16 protein-coding genes are annotated in these 17172 nt (G+C 70.2%); 3 read left to right on the top strand and 13 right to left on the bottom strand.

Annotated features, from left to right (window positions below):
• Window positions 1-462: 462 nt before the first annotated feature.
• The 5 genes from ABZU32_RS24360 to ABZU32_RS24340 form a co-directional block, all read right to left on the bottom strand.
• Entirely contained in the window at window positions 463-1914 is a 1452-nt protein-coding gene (locus ABZU32_RS24360) for a hypothetical protein (protein WP_354925312.1), read from the bottom strand.
• Window positions 1915-2764: 850 nt separating this feature from the next.
• A complete protein-coding gene (locus ABZU32_RS24355) occupies window positions 2765-3424 on the bottom strand; it encodes a response regulator transcription factor (protein WP_354925310.1) in 660 nt (219 codons plus the stop codon).
• The gene (locus ABZU32_RS24350; RefSeq protein ID WP_354925308.1) at window positions 3421-4623 is read right to left on the bottom strand and encodes a histidine kinase; all 1203 of its coding nucleotides are present in this window, start codon (window positions 4621-4623) and stop codon (window positions 3421-3423) included. The genes ABZU32_RS24355 and ABZU32_RS24350 overlap by 4 nt, the downstream gene beginning before the upstream one ends.
• Window positions 4624-4722: 99 nt before the next feature.
• Window positions 4723-5778, bottom strand: a complete 1056-nt coding sequence (locus ABZU32_RS24345; protein ID WP_354925306.1) for a LacI family DNA-binding transcriptional regulator — start codon at window positions 5776-5778, stop codon at window positions 4723-4725.
• A gap of 230 nt (window positions 5779-6008) precedes the next feature.
• Window positions 6009-6830: a helix-turn-helix transcriptional regulator gene (locus tag ABZU32_RS24340; RefSeq protein ID WP_354925304.1), complete on the bottom strand. Its 822-nt coding sequence runs from the start codon at window positions 6828-6830 to the stop codon at window positions 6009-6011.
• A gap of 165 nt (window positions 6831-6995) precedes the next feature.
• Here ABZU32_RS24340 and ABZU32_RS24335 point away from each other — a divergent pair, with 165 nt between their 5' ends.
• The gene (locus ABZU32_RS24335) at window positions 6996-8408 is read left to right on the top strand and encodes a glycoside hydrolase family 18 protein (protein WP_354925302.1); all 1413 of its coding nucleotides are present in this window, start codon (window positions 6996-6998) and stop codon (window positions 8406-8408) included.
• 349 nt (window positions 8409-8757) lie between these two features.
• Here ABZU32_RS24335 and ABZU32_RS24330 read toward each other — a convergent pair whose 3' ends face one another.
• The gene (locus tag ABZU32_RS24330; protein WP_354925300.1) at window positions 8758-9594 is read right to left on the bottom strand and encodes a class I SAM-dependent methyltransferase; all 837 of its coding nucleotides are present in this window, start codon (window positions 9592-9594) and stop codon (window positions 8758-8760) included.
• A gap of 90 nt (window positions 9595-9684) precedes the next feature.
• On the opposite strand from ABZU32_RS24330, the gene ABZU32_RS24325 reads away from it, so the two are divergent.
• A complete protein-coding gene (locus ABZU32_RS24325) occupies window positions 9685-10317 on the top strand; it encodes a helix-turn-helix domain-containing protein (RefSeq protein ID WP_354925298.1) in 633 nt (210 codons plus the stop codon).
• A 39-nt stretch (window positions 10318-10356) separates the two neighbouring features.
• Here the strand turns inward: ABZU32_RS24325 and ABZU32_RS24320 are convergent, their stop codons facing one another.
• From ABZU32_RS24320 to ABZU32_RS24290, 7 genes are all read right to left on the bottom strand, one after another.
• A complete protein-coding gene (locus ABZU32_RS24320; protein WP_354925296.1) occupies window positions 10357-11151 on the bottom strand; it encodes a helix-turn-helix transcriptional regulator in 795 nt (264 codons plus the stop codon).
• Between the two features lie 97 nt (window positions 11152-11248).
• Complete coding sequence (locus ABZU32_RS24315; protein WP_354925294.1) at window positions 11249-12079, bottom strand: hypothetical protein; 831 nt, start codon at window positions 12077-12079, stop codon at window positions 11249-11251.
• A gap of 154 nt (window positions 12080-12233) precedes the next feature.
• Window positions 12234-13166, bottom strand: coding sequence for a MerR family transcriptional regulator (locus tag ABZU32_RS24310; protein ID WP_354925292.1), 933 nt, complete (start codon window positions 13164-13166; stop codon window positions 12234-12236).
• Between the two features lie 105 nt (window positions 13167-13271).
• A complete protein-coding gene (locus tag ABZU32_RS24305) occupies window positions 13272-13910 on the bottom strand; it encodes a response regulator transcription factor (RefSeq protein ID WP_354925290.1) in 639 nt (212 codons plus the stop codon).
• Between the two features lie 2 nt (window positions 13911-13912).
• Complete coding sequence (locus tag ABZU32_RS24300; protein WP_354925288.1) at window positions 13913-15220, bottom strand: sensor histidine kinase; 1308 nt, start codon at window positions 15218-15220, stop codon at window positions 13913-13915.
• Entirely contained in the window at window positions 15217-15948 is a 732-nt protein-coding gene (locus ABZU32_RS24295) for an ABC transporter permease (RefSeq protein ID WP_354925286.1), read from the bottom strand. Before ABZU32_RS24295 ends, ABZU32_RS24300 begins: the two co-directional genes overlap by 4 nt.
• A 5-nt stretch (window positions 15949-15953) precedes the next feature.
• A complete protein-coding gene (locus ABZU32_RS24290) occupies window positions 15954-16670 on the bottom strand; it encodes an ABC transporter ATP-binding protein (protein ID WP_354925284.1) in 717 nt (238 codons plus the stop codon).
• Between the two features lie 295 nt (window positions 16671-16965).
• On the opposite strand from ABZU32_RS24290, the gene ABZU32_RS24285 reads away from it, so the two are divergent.
• A partial coding sequence (locus ABZU32_RS24285; protein WP_354925282.1) for a hypothetical protein occupies window positions 16966-17172 on the top strand: 207 nt, incomplete at its 3' end.

Raw genomic sequence — 17172 nt, 5'->3', positions numbered from 1 at the left:
CAGTCAGTCGAACTCTGCCTCCCGCACGCGTCTCTCAGACATCACCACTGATCTCCTGTATAAACGCGGTCTTGTGGGGAACTGGCGAGGGCTGACCTCCCGATATCAGTGCCAGAGCCCGTTTCGCGGGTCGTTGACCAAAGAGGCGAGGCGCAGGACGAGGAATCCTTCCAATCGGCTGATCCTGCCATTGATCCGACCTGTGGAGGTGAGGACCCATGCCCAGGTTGGGGTAAGGCGGGGTCGGTTACCTCCCCGACGTCGATGGCCGTCACCAGTCGCTTGCCGAACTCGGAGGACCTTCTCCGGTGACTAGGATTCCTCCCACTTTCTCGAAGTGGTGACCTTTGGGATGGTCACGCCCAGTTCAACCAGTCAACGCCCTCGTGGTCTCACGGCATCGACTCATGTCCACCGCTTCAGCAGAAGGCTGTCAGTGAGGGACCTGCCGTTCCTTCCGGATCAGATAGTGCCTTCACGGGGAGGCGACATGTTGGTTGTGAGCGCCTCAAGTCCCCGTTGGCACACTGCCCACTGGATGTCGTCGCTCCCAGCATCGGCAAGAACCACGCTTGCCACAATGTCTGCGTGACAAGGCGGAGTACCGTGCTGGCTGCAACCGCCTCGAGCGCCAGTACTTTTCGGGTTCTTGTACCAAGTCGAAGGCTGAGGGGCGAGGATCTGCACTACACGCGACTTCACCGCTAGGAGATCGTTAAGCGCGGCGGTCACAATTCCTGAAGCATTAGGCTGCGCGAGCGCGGCCGGAGTGAGAGATGGGCGCTTCGCGTAGTTCGCAGCGATAAGCTGTTCACGGACCTGCGCCCATTCCGGGAAAACACTCAAAGCGTCGACGAGTCGCGCTAGCCGGTCCTGGGAAGCTCCCCGGTTATGCATCCATTCGAAATTGATGGACAGAACCGACTTACGCACACCTGTGTAAATGCTCCAGACCGCCGCCTCGTCGGTGCCAAGGCTGAACCACGCCGTGACGGAGGGATATCCGGCCTCGCCGAAGTAGTATCCGCGGAACGACGGATGGCGTTCTGCGTGCCGGTAGACCGCAAGCAGGGTGTTGGCCACGTCCTCGGGGCAGTGCTGCTCAAGCGCATGGAGAAGGCTGTCCTCATCCCACTTGCTCTGTCCTCGTATTAGCGCTGTCCGCTGCTCGTTCATGATCGCGGGGATGGCTCCGAGGGTGCCCACTTCGGGTGGCGCGGCGTCGTAGTCCGTGGATGGAAGCGGATCCCCGAGCGCCAGTTGGATGGCGATCGCGACCGATTCAAGCCAGGAGATGGTTTCCTCCGCATCGCGCGCGCTGATGGCCGCCTTCTGTCCGGGCTGGTCCGGGTCGTGGTCGGCTGTGTGCGCGATGTTGTTCCGGCGCCAGGCGATCTCGCGTAGCTTACTTCGCACGCCGTCGGAGGTGACGGGCTCCGCGACGTCCTGATCGGTGAGGATTTCCGCGACCTTCAACCAGAGGTTGACCGTGCTGACATGGGCGAACCCTTCTTTTATCTTATCTGGGTTCTGGAAAGTCATGAATGCGAAGAACTGCTCCAAGTGTGCGCGAAACGCTTTGTCGAGAGGCTCCTCGTGATGGTGGACCTTCTCGAACAGCTCAATGGGTATGGGCAGCTTGCTGAACTTCGGAGGACGTGCCACGCCGGGCTGCAATGCGAGAGCCACCGCTCGGTCGATGATCTCTCGTGTAATCCAGTGGTCCAAGGCCGCTACAGCCTGGGTCCAGGCGGCTCGATAAAGATCGCCGACGTCAAAGGCGCCCACCCTGAGCCGTTCCAGATTCTGGCCCCCGTGTACAAGCTGCCGGGCATATCCGAGATTCAGCTGAAACTGCTCGAACGCCGGCGGGATGTCGTCGAGGGCGGACGCAGACGATTCCTCGCTGGTCACCTCTGGGATCACCGTCTCGACCGCTATTCCAACGTCCCCGCGGCGACCAGAATCCTTGCTTCCGTAAGCAGGTAGCCGTCGTGCTCGGTATTGACGTCCTAACTCCCTGTAGAGCTCGACCCCTGGGAAGTCCTCCAATGCCTGGATTCCGGCGGGTGTGATCGACCACCCGTTCCTTTTGATCATCCAGCCAAGCGACGCCGCTTCCCCTGTCCGGAATCCCAACTGTGCCCACCAGCGTGTCTGACCGTGCGCGTTGGGGCCCTGGTGTTCCGGGGCGATGGAGAGCCTTTCTGTGATCGCTCTACGCACTTCATCGGGCTGTAGCGGACGACCGGCCTCCCGAAGGACCTCTAGGGTTGTGTGAAGAATTGGTGCGATGTGCTCGGCGAAGGACATTGAGGGCTCCTTGGTCTCCGGTTGCTGGCTATGCCCTAATGCAAGGGGTGAGGTAACCACCAACCGGGCGCGTCAACGTGGCAGTGTGGACAAATCGGCAACAACGGGATTAGGGGTAGTTTTACGATCTTAGGTGGAGCCCTGGCAGAAGTGGTCTCACCGCAAAGGGTGCCCACTGCTGAATCCAGGGTGGCCACCTATCGTGCCACGCTCGCCGTCTCGGGAAAACTGGTTCGCCACATTGCCGGACGAATGACGACCGAAGGCGGCCAGTTCAACACTCAGGACAGGGGCGCCGCCATGCCTCTGGCAAGCCGTAGCTCCACGATCGTTTGGTGAACGCCGATGAGGATGGCATTTTGACAGCGACGGCGGTTGCCCACAGTTGCCGCGGATGCGGGTTCGCGTGAGGGGAACGCGGCGATGTGGCGTCGAGTCCTTTGGGCGGGTGTCAGGTCACCAGGCCTGTGCGGTAGGCGTAGACGACCGCCTGTACGCGGTCGCGCAGGTCGAGCTTGGTGAGGATGCGTGACACATAGGTCTTGACGGTCTCCTGGCTGATCACCAGTGTCGCGGCGATCTCGCTGTTGGACAGGCCGTCGGCGATGTGGCGCAGGACCTCAAGTTCGCGCGGGGTCAGTGCGATGTCGCCCGGCGTGCCTTCGGTGGGACGGATGCGCGCCGCGTACCTGCCGACGAGCTGCCGGGTCACCTCGGGCGCCAGCAGCGCGGCGCCTGCCGCGACGGTGCGGATGCCGTGCAGCAACTGCGCTGGTGGGGCGTCTTTGAGCAGGAATCCGCCGGCCCCCGCACGCAGCGCCTGGTACACGTACTCGTCCAGGTTGAACGTCGTCACCACGAGCACCTTGACGGGATGGGCGACTCCGGCGCCGGCCAGCAGGCGGGTCGCCTCGATGCCGTCGAGCACCGGCATGCGCACGTCCATCACCACGATGTCCGGGTTCAGCCGGTGGGCGAGGTCGACCGCGGCGCGACCGTCCCCGCACTCGCCCACCACCTCCAGGTCGGCCTGCGCGTCGATGATCGTCGCGAACCCGGTGCGGATCAGCGCCTGGTCGTCGCAGACCAGGACCCGGATCGGCACGGTCACGACGGGCTCTCCATGGGGATGCGCGCCCGGACGAGGAAGCCGCCGCCGGACTGCCCGCCGGCGCTGAAGTCACCGCCCAGGGCGTCGACCCGCTCGCGCAGCCCGGCGAGGCCCCGCCCGCTCCCGCCCAGCGAGCCGGTGTGCGGGCCGGTGTGCGAGCCGTTCCACGGGCCGTTCCGCGGGTCGGTGTGCGAGCCGGAACCGTCGGTGCCGACCTCCACGGTGATCTCCTTCTCGCCGAAGCGCACGCGGACCACTGTACGGCTGCCGTGGGCGTATTTGAGGGCGTTCGTCAGGGACTCCTGCACGACCCTATAGGTCACGAACTCGGCGCTGCCGGTCGATCGCGCAGGTGTCCCCTCCTCGATGAACTCCACCGGCTGCCCGGCCCGGCGCGTCTGTTCCACCAGCATGTGGAGTTCGCCCACCGACGGCAGCCTGACGTCCGCGTCGTGGTCGGGGGTGAGCAGGTCGAGCAGGTGCCGCAGATCGGCGATGGCCCGTCGGCCGGTGTCGGTGACGGCGCTCAGGGACGCGTCGAGGCGGTCGGGCGCGGCGGTCAGGTAGCGCGCCGCCTCGGCCTGCACGACCATCGCGGTCACGTGGTGGGTCACGACGTCGTGGAGCTCGCGGGCGATGCGCGTGCGTTCGGCGGCACGGGTGGTCTCGGCGACGTGGCGCCGGCGTTCGGCCTCGGCCGCCCGGGTGGAGCGCAGCCAGGACCCGATGCCCCACCCGAGAACCAGCAGCAGGTAGAACGTCACGTACCCTTCCGGCCCCTCGGGCGAGCCGAGCCGGTCGAGCGCGAGCGCCAGCGGCAGGTACGCCGCGGACAGCAGGATCGCGGTGAGGCGCCGGTGGCGTTCCAGGTAGGCGCCCGCGCTGACGAGCGCGATGGCCAGGGCGGTGCCCGTGACCGTGTGGTAGGCGCGGAGCTGGTCCAGGGCGAAGCCGAGCGACACCAGGACCAGGCAGACGGTCGGCCATCGCCGGCGCACGGCGAGCGGAAGGCATTCGAGGGCGATCACCACGATGGTCAGCGCGTCGAAGGGGCGGGCCGGCAGGTCGCCGAGCTGGGTCCCGTGGTCGTGAAGCGCCGGCAGGAAGGACGCCACGGCCAGCAGCAGCGCGAACGAGAGATCCCGGATCGTGACGTCGAGTCGCCGCCACAGATCCGTGATCCGCCGAAGTTCGATCACCGAGGGAGCGTAGCGGTCGCGCCGGTCCGCGCGCCGCCCCGGCCGGGGACCAGGTTGCCGCGCGGGCGAGCCGGCACTATGAAGACGTCGCCACCGTTGTCATCGCCGGTCCGTGGGAGGTGCGGTGCTTTCCCGGACGGTGAGGGTGGTCGCGAGTTCGAAGCCGGCCTCGGAGGTCTTCTCCCCGCGGCCCAGGGCCAGGGCGAGTTCGGCCGCGGCCACCGCCATCTCGGTGAGCGGCTGGCGGACGGTGGTCAGCGGGGGATCGACGAGGGCGGCGATGGGCAGGTCGTCGAAGCCGACCACGCTCAGGTCGTGAGGGATGCGCAGGTCCATCTCCCGCGCGGCCTGGTAGACGCCGAGCGCCTGCAGGTCGTTGCTCGCGAAGATCGCGGTGGGACGCTCCGGGCGGCCGAGCAGGCCGTGCGCGGCGGTGTGCCCACCCTCCCTGGTGAGCTCGGCCCGCACCACGTGGCCGGCGTCGACCGTCAGGCCGGCGCCCTCCATGGCCGAGCGGTACCCGTCCTGCCTGGCTCGGCAGCACAGGACGTGGTCGGGGCCGCTGACCATCGCGATGCGGCGGTGGCCGAGCTTGAGCAGGTGGCGAGCGGCCGAGCGGCCGCCGTTCCAGCTCGTGGCCCCCACGAACGGCACGTCGTCCGGCAGCTCGGCGGTGGGGTCGAAGACGACGAACGGGATGCCCTTGGCGCGCAGTTGATCACGCTCCTCGTTCGACAGCTGCGCCACCGTCACGACGCAGTCGGGGCGGCGGGCGACGGCGTCGTCGATCCAGTAGTTGGTCTGGTCGCGTTGGGGGCCGAACTCCGTCAGCACGACGCCCACCCGGTGTTCGCGGGCCACCTGTTCGACCCCGCGGATGATCTCCGCGCCCCACAGGTGCTCGAGCCGGTCGAAGACCAGTTCCATCATGTTGGTGCGCTGAGCCGACTTGCGGTACCCGTATTGGCTGATGAGCGCCTCGACACGGGCGCGGGTATCGGCGGACACGCCGGAGCGGCCGTTGATGACCTTCGACACCGTGGGCACCGAGACCCCGGCGGACTTCGCGATGTAGGCGATGGTCACCGGCCTGGCCGGGTCGCCTCGCGGGAGTTCGTGGTCGGCGACCGGCTCGCCCGTCTCGAGCTGTGACAACTGGCTTCCTCCTCGGGCCGCACCGTTGGCACCGCATCGTCCCGGAGCCGGCCCGTGGGCCGTTCTCGGCGCCAGACTATCCCGCCCGGCGTGGCCCGAGTCGTGCTCGACCGGCTCATGGTCGAACCAGCCGGACCGTGCCCGCGACGGCGTCCGTTCCGCCCTCTGCCCGACGATCACCGGATGTGCATATTTCGGCGGTGATCGGAGAAAGTTCTCGGACCGCCAGGTCAGCGCTCGGCGGTGGTGCGCAGGTAGAGCTCGGCCAGGGCGTGTTCCGATGGGCTGCCCGCTTCCGGGATCCCGACGAACAGGCGCTGCCCGGGGGCGCTGTCGATGGAGAAGGTCTCGTGCCAGAAGGTCACCTCGCCGATCCACCGATGCCGGATCTCGATGGAGTGGTGCGTCTTCGCCCGCACGTCGTGACGGGCCCACATCTCACCGAACTCCCCGCTCGCGGCCGACAGCTCCTCGACGAACGCGACCAGCGATGAGACGTCCGGTTCTGTGCCCCACATCGCGCGCAGGTCGGCGACCAGGGACAAGGCGTCCTCCTCCCAGTCCAGGAAGAAATCGCGGGAAGCAGGGTTGAGGAACATCAGCCTCAGCAGGTTGTCCGCGTGTTCCATCCCCTGGAACAGGGCCGAGGCCAGGGCGTTTCGCGCAAGGACGTCCAGCCGGTTGTTCACGATCGTCGAGGGATATTCCTCCCATTTCGCCATCAGTTGCAGCACTTTGGGGTTCACCTGGTCGGCGTGGCCGGGAAAGGCGCGCCGGTGCTTTTTGGGGCGAGCGAGGTCGTGAAGGTGCTGGGTGGCTTCCCCATCGAGATCGAGGGCCTCGGCCAGCGCGTTGACCACCTGCTCCGAGGGGCGGGTCTCCCTGCCCTGCTCCAATCGCGTGTAGTAGTCGACGCTGACGCCCGCCAGCACCGCCACTTCGTCTCTGCGCAGGCCCGGTGTCCTCCGGCGGCCCACGGGCGGAAGCCCGACCTTGCTGAGAGGCGTGGCTTGGCGTCGGGCCCGGAGAAAGTAACCAAGACAGCTTGCCATAGCGCGAGCATAGGAACCCGCAGGTCAAGGACCTGCAAAACTACCGCGGCCAATATAGGGGCGCGGCCGGGCATTGACGCGTCGCATGGCGGACCCTACGATCCGGAGCAACTTATAAGAAACTTTCCTATAAGTAGGCTCCTCGAGCAGTAAATGGAGATGGCCGTGCGACGTCCTTTCCAGCACCTACTCGCGGCGGCGATCGCCGCCGGCCTCACCACGGTGGCCGTCCCCGCCGAGGCCCTGGCAGCGGCGCCCGTGCCTGCCGGAGACGCGGCGGCGCCCCTACCCGCCGGAGATCCGGCGGCGCCCGTACCTGCCGGAGATCCCACGGCGTCCGTACCTGCCGGGGGCCAGGCGGCGACGGCCGCGGCCGGGCGGGCTCAGGCGCGAGCGGGCGGTGGTGACCGGTTCAAGCGGGTCGCCTACTTCATCCAGTGGGGCATCTACGCCCGGAATTACCACGTCAAGGACGTGGACACCAGCGGTGCCGCCGCCAAGCTGACCCACATCAACTACGCCTTCGGCAACGTCGGCGCCGACGGCACCTGCGTCTCGGCCGACGCGTGGGCCGACTGGCAGCGGCCGGTGTCCGCCGAAGAGAGCGTGGACGGCGTGGCCGACCAGCCGGGTCAGGCGCTCAACGGCAACCTGAACCAGCTCAAGAAGCTCAAAGCCCGCCACCCGGGCCTCAAGGCGCTGATCTCCCTCGGTGGCTGGACCGGCTCGAAGTACTTCTCCGACGCCGTCAGCACCCCCGAGGCCCGCAGCGCGCTGGCCGCCTCCTGCGTCGGCCTCTGGATCAGGGGCGACCTGCCCGGCCTACCCGCGGGCGCCGGCGCGGGGGTCTTCGACGGCATCGACCTGGACTGGGAGTGGCCGGGCTCGGAGGGCAACGCCGGGAACGTCATCCGGCCGGAGGACAGGCACAACTTCACCCTCTTCGCCGCCGAGCTGCGCCGGCAGCTGAAGGCGTACGACGCCGGCAGCGAGCTGACCGCCTTCCTCCCCGCCGCCGCGGCCAAGATCGACGCCGGCTTCGAGGTCCGCGACGTGTTCCGCAGTCTCGACTTCGCCACGATCCAGGGGTACGACCTGCACGGCTCGTGGGAGACCAGGACCGGCCACAACGGCAACCTGTTCACCGACCGCAGGGACCCGAACCCGGTCAAGTACAGCGTCGACACCACCGTCCGCGACTACCTGTCGCGCGGCGCCCCGGCCAGGAAGATCGTGGTCGGCGTCCCCGCGTACGGGCAGGGCTGGACCGGCGTGCGATCCACCGGCGACGGGCTGTACGCCGGCGCCACCGGCCCGGCGCCCGCGACCTGGGCGCCCGGCACCGAGGACTACAAGATCCTCGCCGGCAAGCCGGGCAGGCGCTACCGCGACCTGCTCACCGGCACGCTGTGGCTGTACGACGGCAACGAGTTCTGGTCCTACGACGACCCGGCGTCGCTGCTGGAGAAGGCCGCCTACATCCGGCTGAAGGGGCTCGGCGGCTCGATGATGTGGTCGATCGACCAGGACGACGCCAAGGCCTCCCTCACCTCGGCCCTCTACAAGATCCTGCGCTGACCACGCCCCTGAACGGCCAGAACGCCCCGGGCTCCCACGCCCGGGGCGTTCGCGTGCCCGGCCGGGTTCGCCTGGGTTCGTCTGGGTTCCTGATTCGCCTGGGATCGCGCGGGTTAGCATCCGTTCCATGGCGGTCCCCCGGAGTACCGGTCAGGTTCTGGCGTACAGCGCGGCGTTCAGCGTCGCGAGCTCCGTCGGTCTGGCCGCCCGGCACTACATGGACCATGGCAGCCTCGCCGGCGCTCTCACCGAGGGCGGGTGGCAGCTGCTCCTGCTGTTCCCCTGTCTGTTCTTGGTGCTCTTCCTGATCTCGTGGGGGCGCCGGGCGATGGAGCGCCGCGGTGAGGGGTCAGAGGCGGGTGGCGCTCACCAGCCAGACGGCGCCGGGGATGCGAACGCCGTCTGAGGTCGCGTACGCGGCGAGCCCTGCGCGCAGTTCCTCCCGTGCCCGATCGACGACGGCCGGATCGACCCCTTCGAGGTTGTGGCGGACGGGCCCCTGGCCGAGGATGAAGTCCGCCGCGTCGGCGGCGTCGCGCCCGTAGTCCATCGGCGCCGCGACGGGCGTGACGGTCACCTCGGCGTACCCCGCCTCGTCGAGCACCTGGTGGATGCGGGCGGGGTCGAGGAGTGACGCCATGCCCCGCGACGCGGGCGACGGCCCTCGCATGAGCCGCCTGAGCGCCGCGGTGGCGCGGGCGTAGTCGGTGTCGGGGCCGCCGCCCTGCGGGCCCATGAACACCAGCCGCCCGCCCGGCCGCAGCGCCCGCCGGACGTTGGCGAACCCGGCCACCACGTCGCCGAAGAACATCACCCCGCCCCGGCTGATCGCGACGTCGAAGGCTCCCTCCGGGAAGGGGTGCACCTGGGCGTCCCCCTGTTCGAAGGCGACGTTCGCGACGCCCTGCCCGGCCGCGTCGGCGCGGGCGCGTTCCAGCATCGGCGCCGAGATGTCGACGCCGAGGACGTGCCCCCGCGACGCCTTGCGCGCGGCGGCCAGCGTGGGCTCCGCGGTACCGCAGCCGACGTCGAGGACGCGGTCGTCCTCGCCGATCGCGGCGACCTGGAAGAACGGGTCGTTGAACGCGGCCATCATCGCGTTGTAGCGCTCCGCGTTGTTCGCCCAGTTGACCCCCTCCCAGCCGTTCCACGCTTCCGCCTGCTGGGTGTTGACGATGAGCCGCATGGTTCCTCCCGCGTCCGCCCGCCCGTGTCACCGGGTCGATTTTCACTAGATGCAAACTCTAGTGTTGAACTCTAGAGATAAGCTACAGGCATGACCGACGTCAAGAGCACGGGCAAGCGGACCACGAAGGCCAGGCAGACCCGCGAGCGCATGCTGGACGCCGCCCGCGAGCTGTTCGTCCAGCGCGGTTACGGCGCGACGGCGCTGCAGGAGATCGCCGACCGGGCCGGGGTCGCCGTGCAGACGATCTACTTCACGTTCGGCAACAAGCGCGCACTGCTCAAAGAGCTGATCGACGTGTCGATCGCGGGCGACGACGAGCCGGTCGCGACGATGGAGCGGCCGTGGTTCACCGACGCTCTCGCCGCCGAGACCGCCGGCGTCCACCTGCGGCTGCACGTCCAGGGCACACGGGCGATCCTCGAACGGGTGGCGCCGATCATCGAGATGCTGCGCGCCGCCGCGGCGGCCGACCCGGCGATCGCCGGGCTCTGGGAGCAGGACGCCGACCCGAGGTTCACCGTCCACGCGACGGCCGCGCGGTCTCTGGTCGCCAAGCCCGGGGCCCGTCAGGGCGTGACGGCCGAGCACGCCGCCGATCTGCTGTTCGGCCTGCTCAGCCCGGAGCTCTACCTGGTGTTCGTCCGCGACCGTGGCTGGTCGCCCGTCAAGTGGGAACGCTGGTCCTACGAGGCGCTGAGCTCCGAGCTCTGCCCGGAGTGAGAGGCGGCCCGGCCGCCCGCTGATCGGCGGCGGTCGCGGTCAGCCGAGCGAGGCGAACGCGCGTGCGGACGGGCTGCCGGGCTCGGCCTGGCCGATGACGATGAACTGGCCCGGGGCGCTGCCGACGCGGAGCGTCTCGTACTGCAGGGTCATCTCGCCGACGTCGCGGTGGCGGTAGCGGATCGGCATCTTCGTTCTGACCCGCACGTCATGCCGGGCCCAGATGCGGCGGAAGTCGTCGCTTCCCGCCGAAAGCTCCTCCACCAGCTCGCGAACCAGCGGGTCGCGGCCCGCGTCGGAGGCGGCGCGCACGTGGGCCGTGAAGGCGTGGGCCTCCTGCTCCCAGTCCACGTAGAACTCGCGTGCCGCCGGACACAGGAAGATCAGCCGCAGCACGTTGTCCGCGATGTCCATCCCGCGGTACAGGGCGGCGGCCCGCCGGTTCCTGGCCAGGTAGTCCATCCGGCGGTTGACGACGAAGGCGACCACGTGGTCGCAGCCCTCCAGGAACCGGAGCATGTGCGGTGAGATCTCGTCGTCCCCGCCGAGCGGCCGGCGCCCGCACTCCTGGGGGTGCGCGAGACGGTACAGGTATTCGGTCGCCTCAGGGCAGAGCTCGAGGGCGCGCGCCAGGGCCTGGAGCACCTGCGCCGACGGACGGAGCTCTCTTCCCTGCTCCAGCCGGGTGTAGTAGTCGCTGCTGACGCCGGCCAGCATGGCCACCTCCTCGCGGCGCAGGCCCGGCGTCCGGCGCTCACCGTGCCACGGCCCGGCGCGGTCGACGGTGGCGAGCCGGCGCCGGGCGCGAAGGAAGTCTCCCAAGGCGCTTGCCATATCACCAGGTTACGAAATCGCAGGTAAAGCCCCACAGGCACGAGCCGTGCCCTCGCCGGGCGGGGGAAGGACACGGCCGCGCCGCCGGGCCGTGCGGCTAGTGGTACTTGTAGAGCCTGGTGGCGACCCGGTGGCCGAGGTCGAACACCGAGGCGCGGTACTTGCTGACGCGCACGTCGCCGTGCTCGGCCTTGCCGCAGGTGTTCACCCCCGCCAGCTGGTGGATCTCGAAACGCGCCGTCGGATCGCCGCCCAGGAAGTACTCCGCGCGGGCCTGACGCCGGTCGGCGCTGGTGTCACACGCGTAGACGACCGTCTGCTTCCGGTCGGCGAAGCACGTGGAGGCGGCGCTCTTCGTCGAAGCGCAGATCTGGGAGCGCGCCCGCGCCGTGGACGGGGTGACATCGGTGTCCCGCTTGACGGGGTACTCGGTGTCGGTGCGCACGGTCTTCCACCGGCTGACCTTGATGCGGTGGTTGCCCTTGTAGACCGCGGCCCTGAACGTCACGGTGGCGCCGATCTCGCGGTTGCTCCGGATCTCGCCCTCGTGGCCCAGGTTGTGGATGACGTACTTGGTGCCCAGGTAGCCGTTCAGGTAGTACTCGACCACGGCGTGGTACCTGTCGGGCGCGGTGTCCTCCACCGAGATCCCCGGACGGTCGCTCTCGTCCGCTCCCACGCACGCCGCCGCGCCCCGGATGCGCAGGCAGGTGGTGGGCTTCGCGGCGTTCGCGGCGTCCGCCCTGGTCGCCGTACCGGTGGCCGCGGGCGCCGCGGCGGCGACGACCAGGCCGGCGGTGGCCGGAGCACGGGCGAGGGCCGGCTCCGGCGTGGTCGCGGCGAGGGCGCCCGCCGAGGTGAGGACCGCCGCCGCGGCGGTGGTGACGGTCACCGACAACAGGGCCCGTAAAGGGATTGTCCGCTCCATGCTGGCTTAGATGCCGATCACGCCGATTATGTTGTCGACGAATTCGGCTTTCGTGCGGCGATCGTGCTCGGAGAGGACGCCCACCACCGGGTCACCCGCCGCTTCCGCTCCGCCGATCGCGCCGATCGGGCTTCCGCCGGGGGAACGGGGGTGGTCAGCCCGCCATCCGGGCGCGCAGGGCCTGGACGGACCAGCCGAGCGCCGGGGCGAGGGCGGGAGGCGCCGCCCAGCCGTTGATCACGGCGAGCAGGTGGAGGTACCGCTCTCTGCCAGGGGCCTCCGCGGCCTCCAGCCGGGTCAGCAGCCGGCGTCGCAGCTCGTCGTCGTCGCGACGGCACACCAGGCGCGCGTACTCGGCCACGACCGCGTCGACGATCGGGCCGGCGGCGGGTGAGGAGGGGGCGATACTGGCCTCCAGGGCCGGGGCCGCCTTGTCGCGGGCGATCGCGACGGCGTCGCGGCGCGGGACGGTGACGCCGCCGTCGGCGCGGTCGGCCGCGTGCTGCTCGGCCAGGAGCCGCATGCCGGAGCGGAAGCCGGGGTCCTGCGAGAGCTCGGCCAGCTCCACCCACGCCTCGATCTGCTCGGGACCGGGGTCGTCGGGCAGTTCGGGGGTCATCGAGCGGGCGGCGCCCGCGAAGCCGGCGTCCAGGCCGCCGAACGCCGCGTCGAGGAACTCGGCGATCAGCCGGCGGCGTTCGTCCTGCGTGAGCCGGGCCAGTTTGTGCATGAGATCCATCTCCTCGGGGGTGGCTCCACGCCCGGCGACCGCCATGAGCACCGCGCGCCGCAGGCGCAGGGTCCGTATCCGCGCGTCCAGGGCCGCGGCGTGCACTGCGGCGACCTCGGGCAGGGTGGTCTCCCGGTTCACGATCTTGCGGACGGTGGCCAGGTCCAGTCCCAGGTCGCGCAGCGTACGGACCAGGTCCAGGCGTGCGAGGGCGGCGTCGTCGTAGAGGCGGTAGCCGGACGGGCTGCGTCCGGTGGGCGGCACGATCCCGCGGTCGGAGTAGAACCTGATGGCCTTGACCCTCAGCCCGGTCAGCCGGGCGAGGTCGCCGATCGTGTGGAGCGCGTCGCCGTCCATGCCGCCACTCTCGCGCCTCCCCTTGGCGGAGAGTCAAGCCACCCCCGGGGCCGGACATGGTCAGGGTGCGATGGCGGGCGGCCGGCGCCGGGCGGGCGCTGGAGGTCAGGCGCCGCCGGTGGGCTTGAGCAGGCCGGTCTCGTAGGCCGCCGCGACCGCCGCGGCGCGGTCGTTGACCTTGAGTTTGGCGAAGACGTGCAGCAGGTGCGTCTTCACCGTCGCCTCGGTGATGAACAGCTTCGCGGCGATCTCGCGGTTGGTCGCGCCGCGGGCGACGAGCCCGAGCACCTCGAGCTCCCGGGGGCTCAGCGCCCGCGCTTGCGGCGCGCGCACCTGGTGCGCCAGCACGCTCGCCACGGAGGGCGAAAGCACCGTCTCGCCACGGGCGGCGGCCCGCACGGCCCGGCGCAGGTCGGCGCGCGGGGTGTCCTTGAGCAGGTAGCCGGTGGCGCCCTGCTCGATCGCGGGCAGGACGTCGGCGTCGTCGTCGAAGGTGGTCAGGACCAGCACGTTGACGCCCGGCGACCACTCCCGGAGCCGGCGGATCAGCTCCGCCCCGCTCATCAGGGGCATGCGCAGGTCCATGAGCACCACGTCGGGGCCGGTGCGCATGGCCACGGCGAGCGCCTCCGGCCCGTCGGCGGCCTCGCCGACCACCTCGAAGGCGTCGTCGGCGGCGAAGATGCCGCGCAGCCCGTCCCGGACCACCGGATGGTCGTCCACGATGATCAACCGGATCGGCATGGTCACGTCTCCTCTCCGGACGACGCGGGCGACGCCGGGGGATGGGCGGGCGAACGGGAGGGACCTTCGAGCACGGAGGGGACCGCGGAAGCGGCGGGGGAGGCGGCGGGGATGGCGGGGACGGTGGCGGAGATGCCCGTTCCCTGGCCTGGGGTGGTCTCCACCTCCAGGGCCCCGGCCAGCCGGGTGACGCGCTGGCGCATCGCGACGAGGCCGAAACCGGTTCGGGCCCGCGAGCCCGCGGCCTCGGAGGTGAAGCCCTTCCCGTCGTCGCGCACGTCCAGCACCACGACGTCCTCCATGTACGAAAGGGTAAGACCCGCGCGGCCGGCCGAGGCGTGCTTGGCGACGTTGGCCAGCGCCTCCTGCGCCACCCGCAGCAAGGTGACCTCCACCTCGGCGTGCAACGGCCGTGCGTCGCCGGTGACCGACACCGAGGCGGGGACGCCGGTGGTCCGCGACCAGGTGGCGGCCACGTCGTGCAGGGCGGCCGGGAGCTGGGACTCCTCCAGCGGCGCCGGGCGCAACCCCTGGACCGAGCGGCGGGCCTCGCCGAGGCTCTCCCTGGCCAGGGCGCGCATCGTGTCCAGGCGTGCGCGGGTGGCGGGCACGTCGTCGAGGGCGTCCTCGGCGGCTTCGAGCTGGGTGATGATCGCGGTCAGGCCCTGCGCGATCGTGTCGTGGATCTCCCTCGCCATCCGCTGCCGCTCGCCCAGAACGCCCGCCTCGCGGGCCTGGGTCAGAAGGCGGGCCTGCAACCCGGCGTTCTCCTCCGCCAGCGCGGCCAGCTTGGCGCCGGTCTCCGTCAACTGGGCGATCATCGCCCTGCGCTGCTCGTTCTGGTCGGTGATCGTCTGCACCGACAGGCCGAACGTCGAGGCGACGAGCGTCCCGACCAGGATCGAGAACACCAGCTCCCCGGCGCTCCGCCCGGAGGGGGGCCGGGCCAGGACCAGCACGGCGGCCGTCGCGGCCACTCCCGCGTACGCCCACCTGCGGGGCAGCAGGGTGAAGGACTGGACGAACGCGCCCAGTCCCGTCACGGTGAACAGCGTGTCGATCCTGATCAGCGCCCCGACGAGGGCGAGGGTCACGGCGAAGTAGACGACCAGCCCGGCGGGCCGGTCCACCCGCCCGGGGCGCGCGGTGACCATGAACCAGTGCCAGGCCCCGGCGAGCACGGCCAGTCCCAGCACCTGCGGCCTCCAGTCGCGCAGCAGTGAGAAGGCCGCGGGCAGCAGGACGAACAGGTACGGCAGGACGGGCCAGGACCGGTCCCAGCGCGACAGGCCGGGGCCGCCGGAGCTCACCACCGGAACGCCCGCAGGGCCAGACCGCCCGCGACGACGGAGATCGCCGCCATGACGCCCAGGGCGGCCGGGGACATCGCGACGCCGGCCCAGCCTTCGCGCAACGCCTGGACCGCGGGGGCCATGGGGGTCAGGTCGCCGATGGCGCGCATGGAGCCCGAGAGGTTCTCGCGGGGGATGACGGCGCCGGACAGGAACGCCATCGGGAAGAACAGGCCCAGCCCGATCACGGTCGCGGCGCGGCCGCTCGGGACCAGGGCGCCGATGAGCAGACCGACCGAGCCGAGGCTCAACGCGCCGAGCGCCCACGCGAGCAGGACGCCGGCCGGGTTCCCCGGCGCCGCCAGCCGGTAGCCCGCCAGCCCGATGACGATCAGCAGTGCCGTCCCGGACGCCGCGAGCAGCATGTGCGCGGCCCACTGTGCGCCGAACAGCATGACCGGCGACGCGGGGGTGGCACGCAGTCGCTTGAGCACCCGGCGCTCGCGGTACTGGGCCAGGGTGGCGGGCAGGACGGTGAGGGCGGTCAGGCCGATGATGAAGACGCCGAGCATCGGCACCGTGGCGTCGATGGCCCGCACCCCGCCGGGAAGGGGGCGGTCGCTGCGCATCTTCACCCACAGCATCACGGCCGGGAAGGCCAGGGCGAAGAACGCCGACATCGGCTCCCGCAGGACCAGCTTCAGTTCGACCGCGACGACCTGGGTGAGGCCTTTCATGTGTGTCATTCCGTTCACCCCTCGTTCTCGGTGATCAGCGCGAAGTACGCCTCGTCCAGCGAGCGGCATCGCCCTTCGGCGATGAGCCCGGCCGGGGTGCCGGTCGCGACGACCCGCCCCCGGTCCATGATCGCGAGGCGGTCGCACAGCGCCTCGGCCTCGTCCATGAAGTGGGTGACCAGTACCACGGTGACCCCGCGCTCGCGGATGTCGCGGATCAGGCCCCAGGTGGTGCGGCGGGCGGAGGGGTCCAGGCTGGTGGTGAGCTCGTCGAGGAAGACCACCTCCGGCCTGCCCACCAGGGCCAGCGCGATGAACAGCCGCTGCTTCCAGCCGCCGGACAGCTTCCCGAAGCCGGTGCGCCGCCTTTCCGTCAGCCCCCACTGGTCCATGAGCGCCCGCCAGTCGGCCGGGTCGTCGTAGAACGAGGCGTACATCCGCAGCGCCTCCCCGACCGTGATCGCGTCGGGCAGGGCGGCCTCCTGCAACTGGGCGCCGACGCGCTGCAGCAACCACCGCCGGTCGGTCTGCGGGTCCAGACCCAGCACGCGTACGGTGCCGCCGTCCGGGCGCCGCAGGCCCGACGCGCACTCCACGACCGTGGTCTTCCCCGCGCCGTTGGGGCCGGCGATGCCGAAGATCTCGCCTCGTCCGACGCGCAGGGACACGCCGTCCACGGCCGTGCCGCCGCGATAACCCTTGCGCAGGCCGTCGATCTCGATGACTGTCATGTACTTGAGGATCATCGCCGGACGGGGGCGCCGGAATCCACCGATCGGTTGATGAGCACGGGGCCGGGGCTGCGGATTCTGTGAGATGGGGATGGGGGTTCGGCGCCGCGCGGGCCGCTTTTGCCCGTTGTGTGTCGTTGTGCACGCTCGCGGTCGAGTGTGCATTCGTACGCAGAAGACCCCCTTGCCCGGCTCCTAACGTGAGCGTCGTCGCCGGCGAGCAGCACACTCACCGGCGGCGCAACCTGGAACACCCGGCCCCGAGCCGGAACCCTCACACAGGAGAACACCCACCATGAGCACGATCCGCAAGCTGCTCGTCGGCACCGCCCTGGCCGGAGCCATGGCCGCCGGCATCGCCGCCACCCCCGCCCAGGCCGCCACCACCCAGGCCACCGGCACCCCCACCGCCACCACCACGGCCGGCGCCACCACCACCGCGAGCACCAGCACCGCCAACGGCTTCGACCGGCACGGATTCGGCCGCATCTGGTCCGGCTAC

The organism is Sphaerisporangium sp. NPDC005288, assembly GCF_040607475.1.
In the GTDB taxonomy this organism is placed as follows: Bacteria; Actinomycetota; Actinomycetes; order Streptosporangiales; family Streptosporangiaceae; genus Sphaerisporangium; species Sphaerisporangium rhizosphaerae.
The sequence above is the reverse complement of the archived record's forward strand: the minus strand, read 5'-3'. Positions and strand labels throughout refer to the sequence as shown.

What these genes read in the sequence shown, in the direction of transcription:
- ABZU32_RS24290 (WP_354925284.1), bottom strand. Translation starts at nt 16,670, where the DNA reads ATGACAGTCATCGAGATCGACGGCCTGCGCAAGGGTTATCGCGGCGGC.
- ABZU32_RS24340 (WP_354925304.1), bottom strand. Translation starts at nt 6,830, where the DNA reads ATGGCAAGCTGTCTTGGTTACTTTCTCCGGGCCCGACGCCAAGCCACG.
- ABZU32_RS24320 (WP_354925296.1), bottom strand. Translation starts at nt 11,151, where the DNA reads ATGGCAAGCGCCTTGGGAGACTTCCTTCGCGCCCGGCGCCGGCTCGCC.
- ABZU32_RS24325 (WP_354925298.1), top strand. Translation starts at nt 9,685, where the DNA reads ATGACCGACGTCAAGAGCACGGGCAAGCGGACCACGAAGGCCAGGCAG.
- ABZU32_RS24315 (WP_354925294.1), bottom strand. Translation starts at nt 12,079, where the DNA reads ATGGAGCGGACAATCCCTTTACGGGCCCTGTTGTCGGTGACCGTCACC.
- ABZU32_RS24305 (WP_354925290.1), bottom strand. Translation starts at nt 13,910, where the DNA reads ATGCCGATCCGGTTGATCATCGTGGACGACCATCCGGTGGTCCGGGAC.
- ABZU32_RS24330 (WP_354925300.1), bottom strand. Translation starts at nt 9,594, where the DNA reads ATGCGGCTCATCGTCAACACCCAGCAGGCGGAAGCGTGGAACGGCTGG.
- ABZU32_RS24295 (WP_354925286.1), bottom strand. Translation starts at nt 15,948, where the DNA reads ATGACACACATGAAAGGCCTCACCCAGGTCGTCGCGGTCGAACTGAAG.
- ABZU32_RS24310 (WP_354925292.1), bottom strand. Translation starts at nt 13,166, where the DNA reads ATGGACGGCGACGCGCTCCACACGATCGGCGACCTCGCCCGGCTGACC.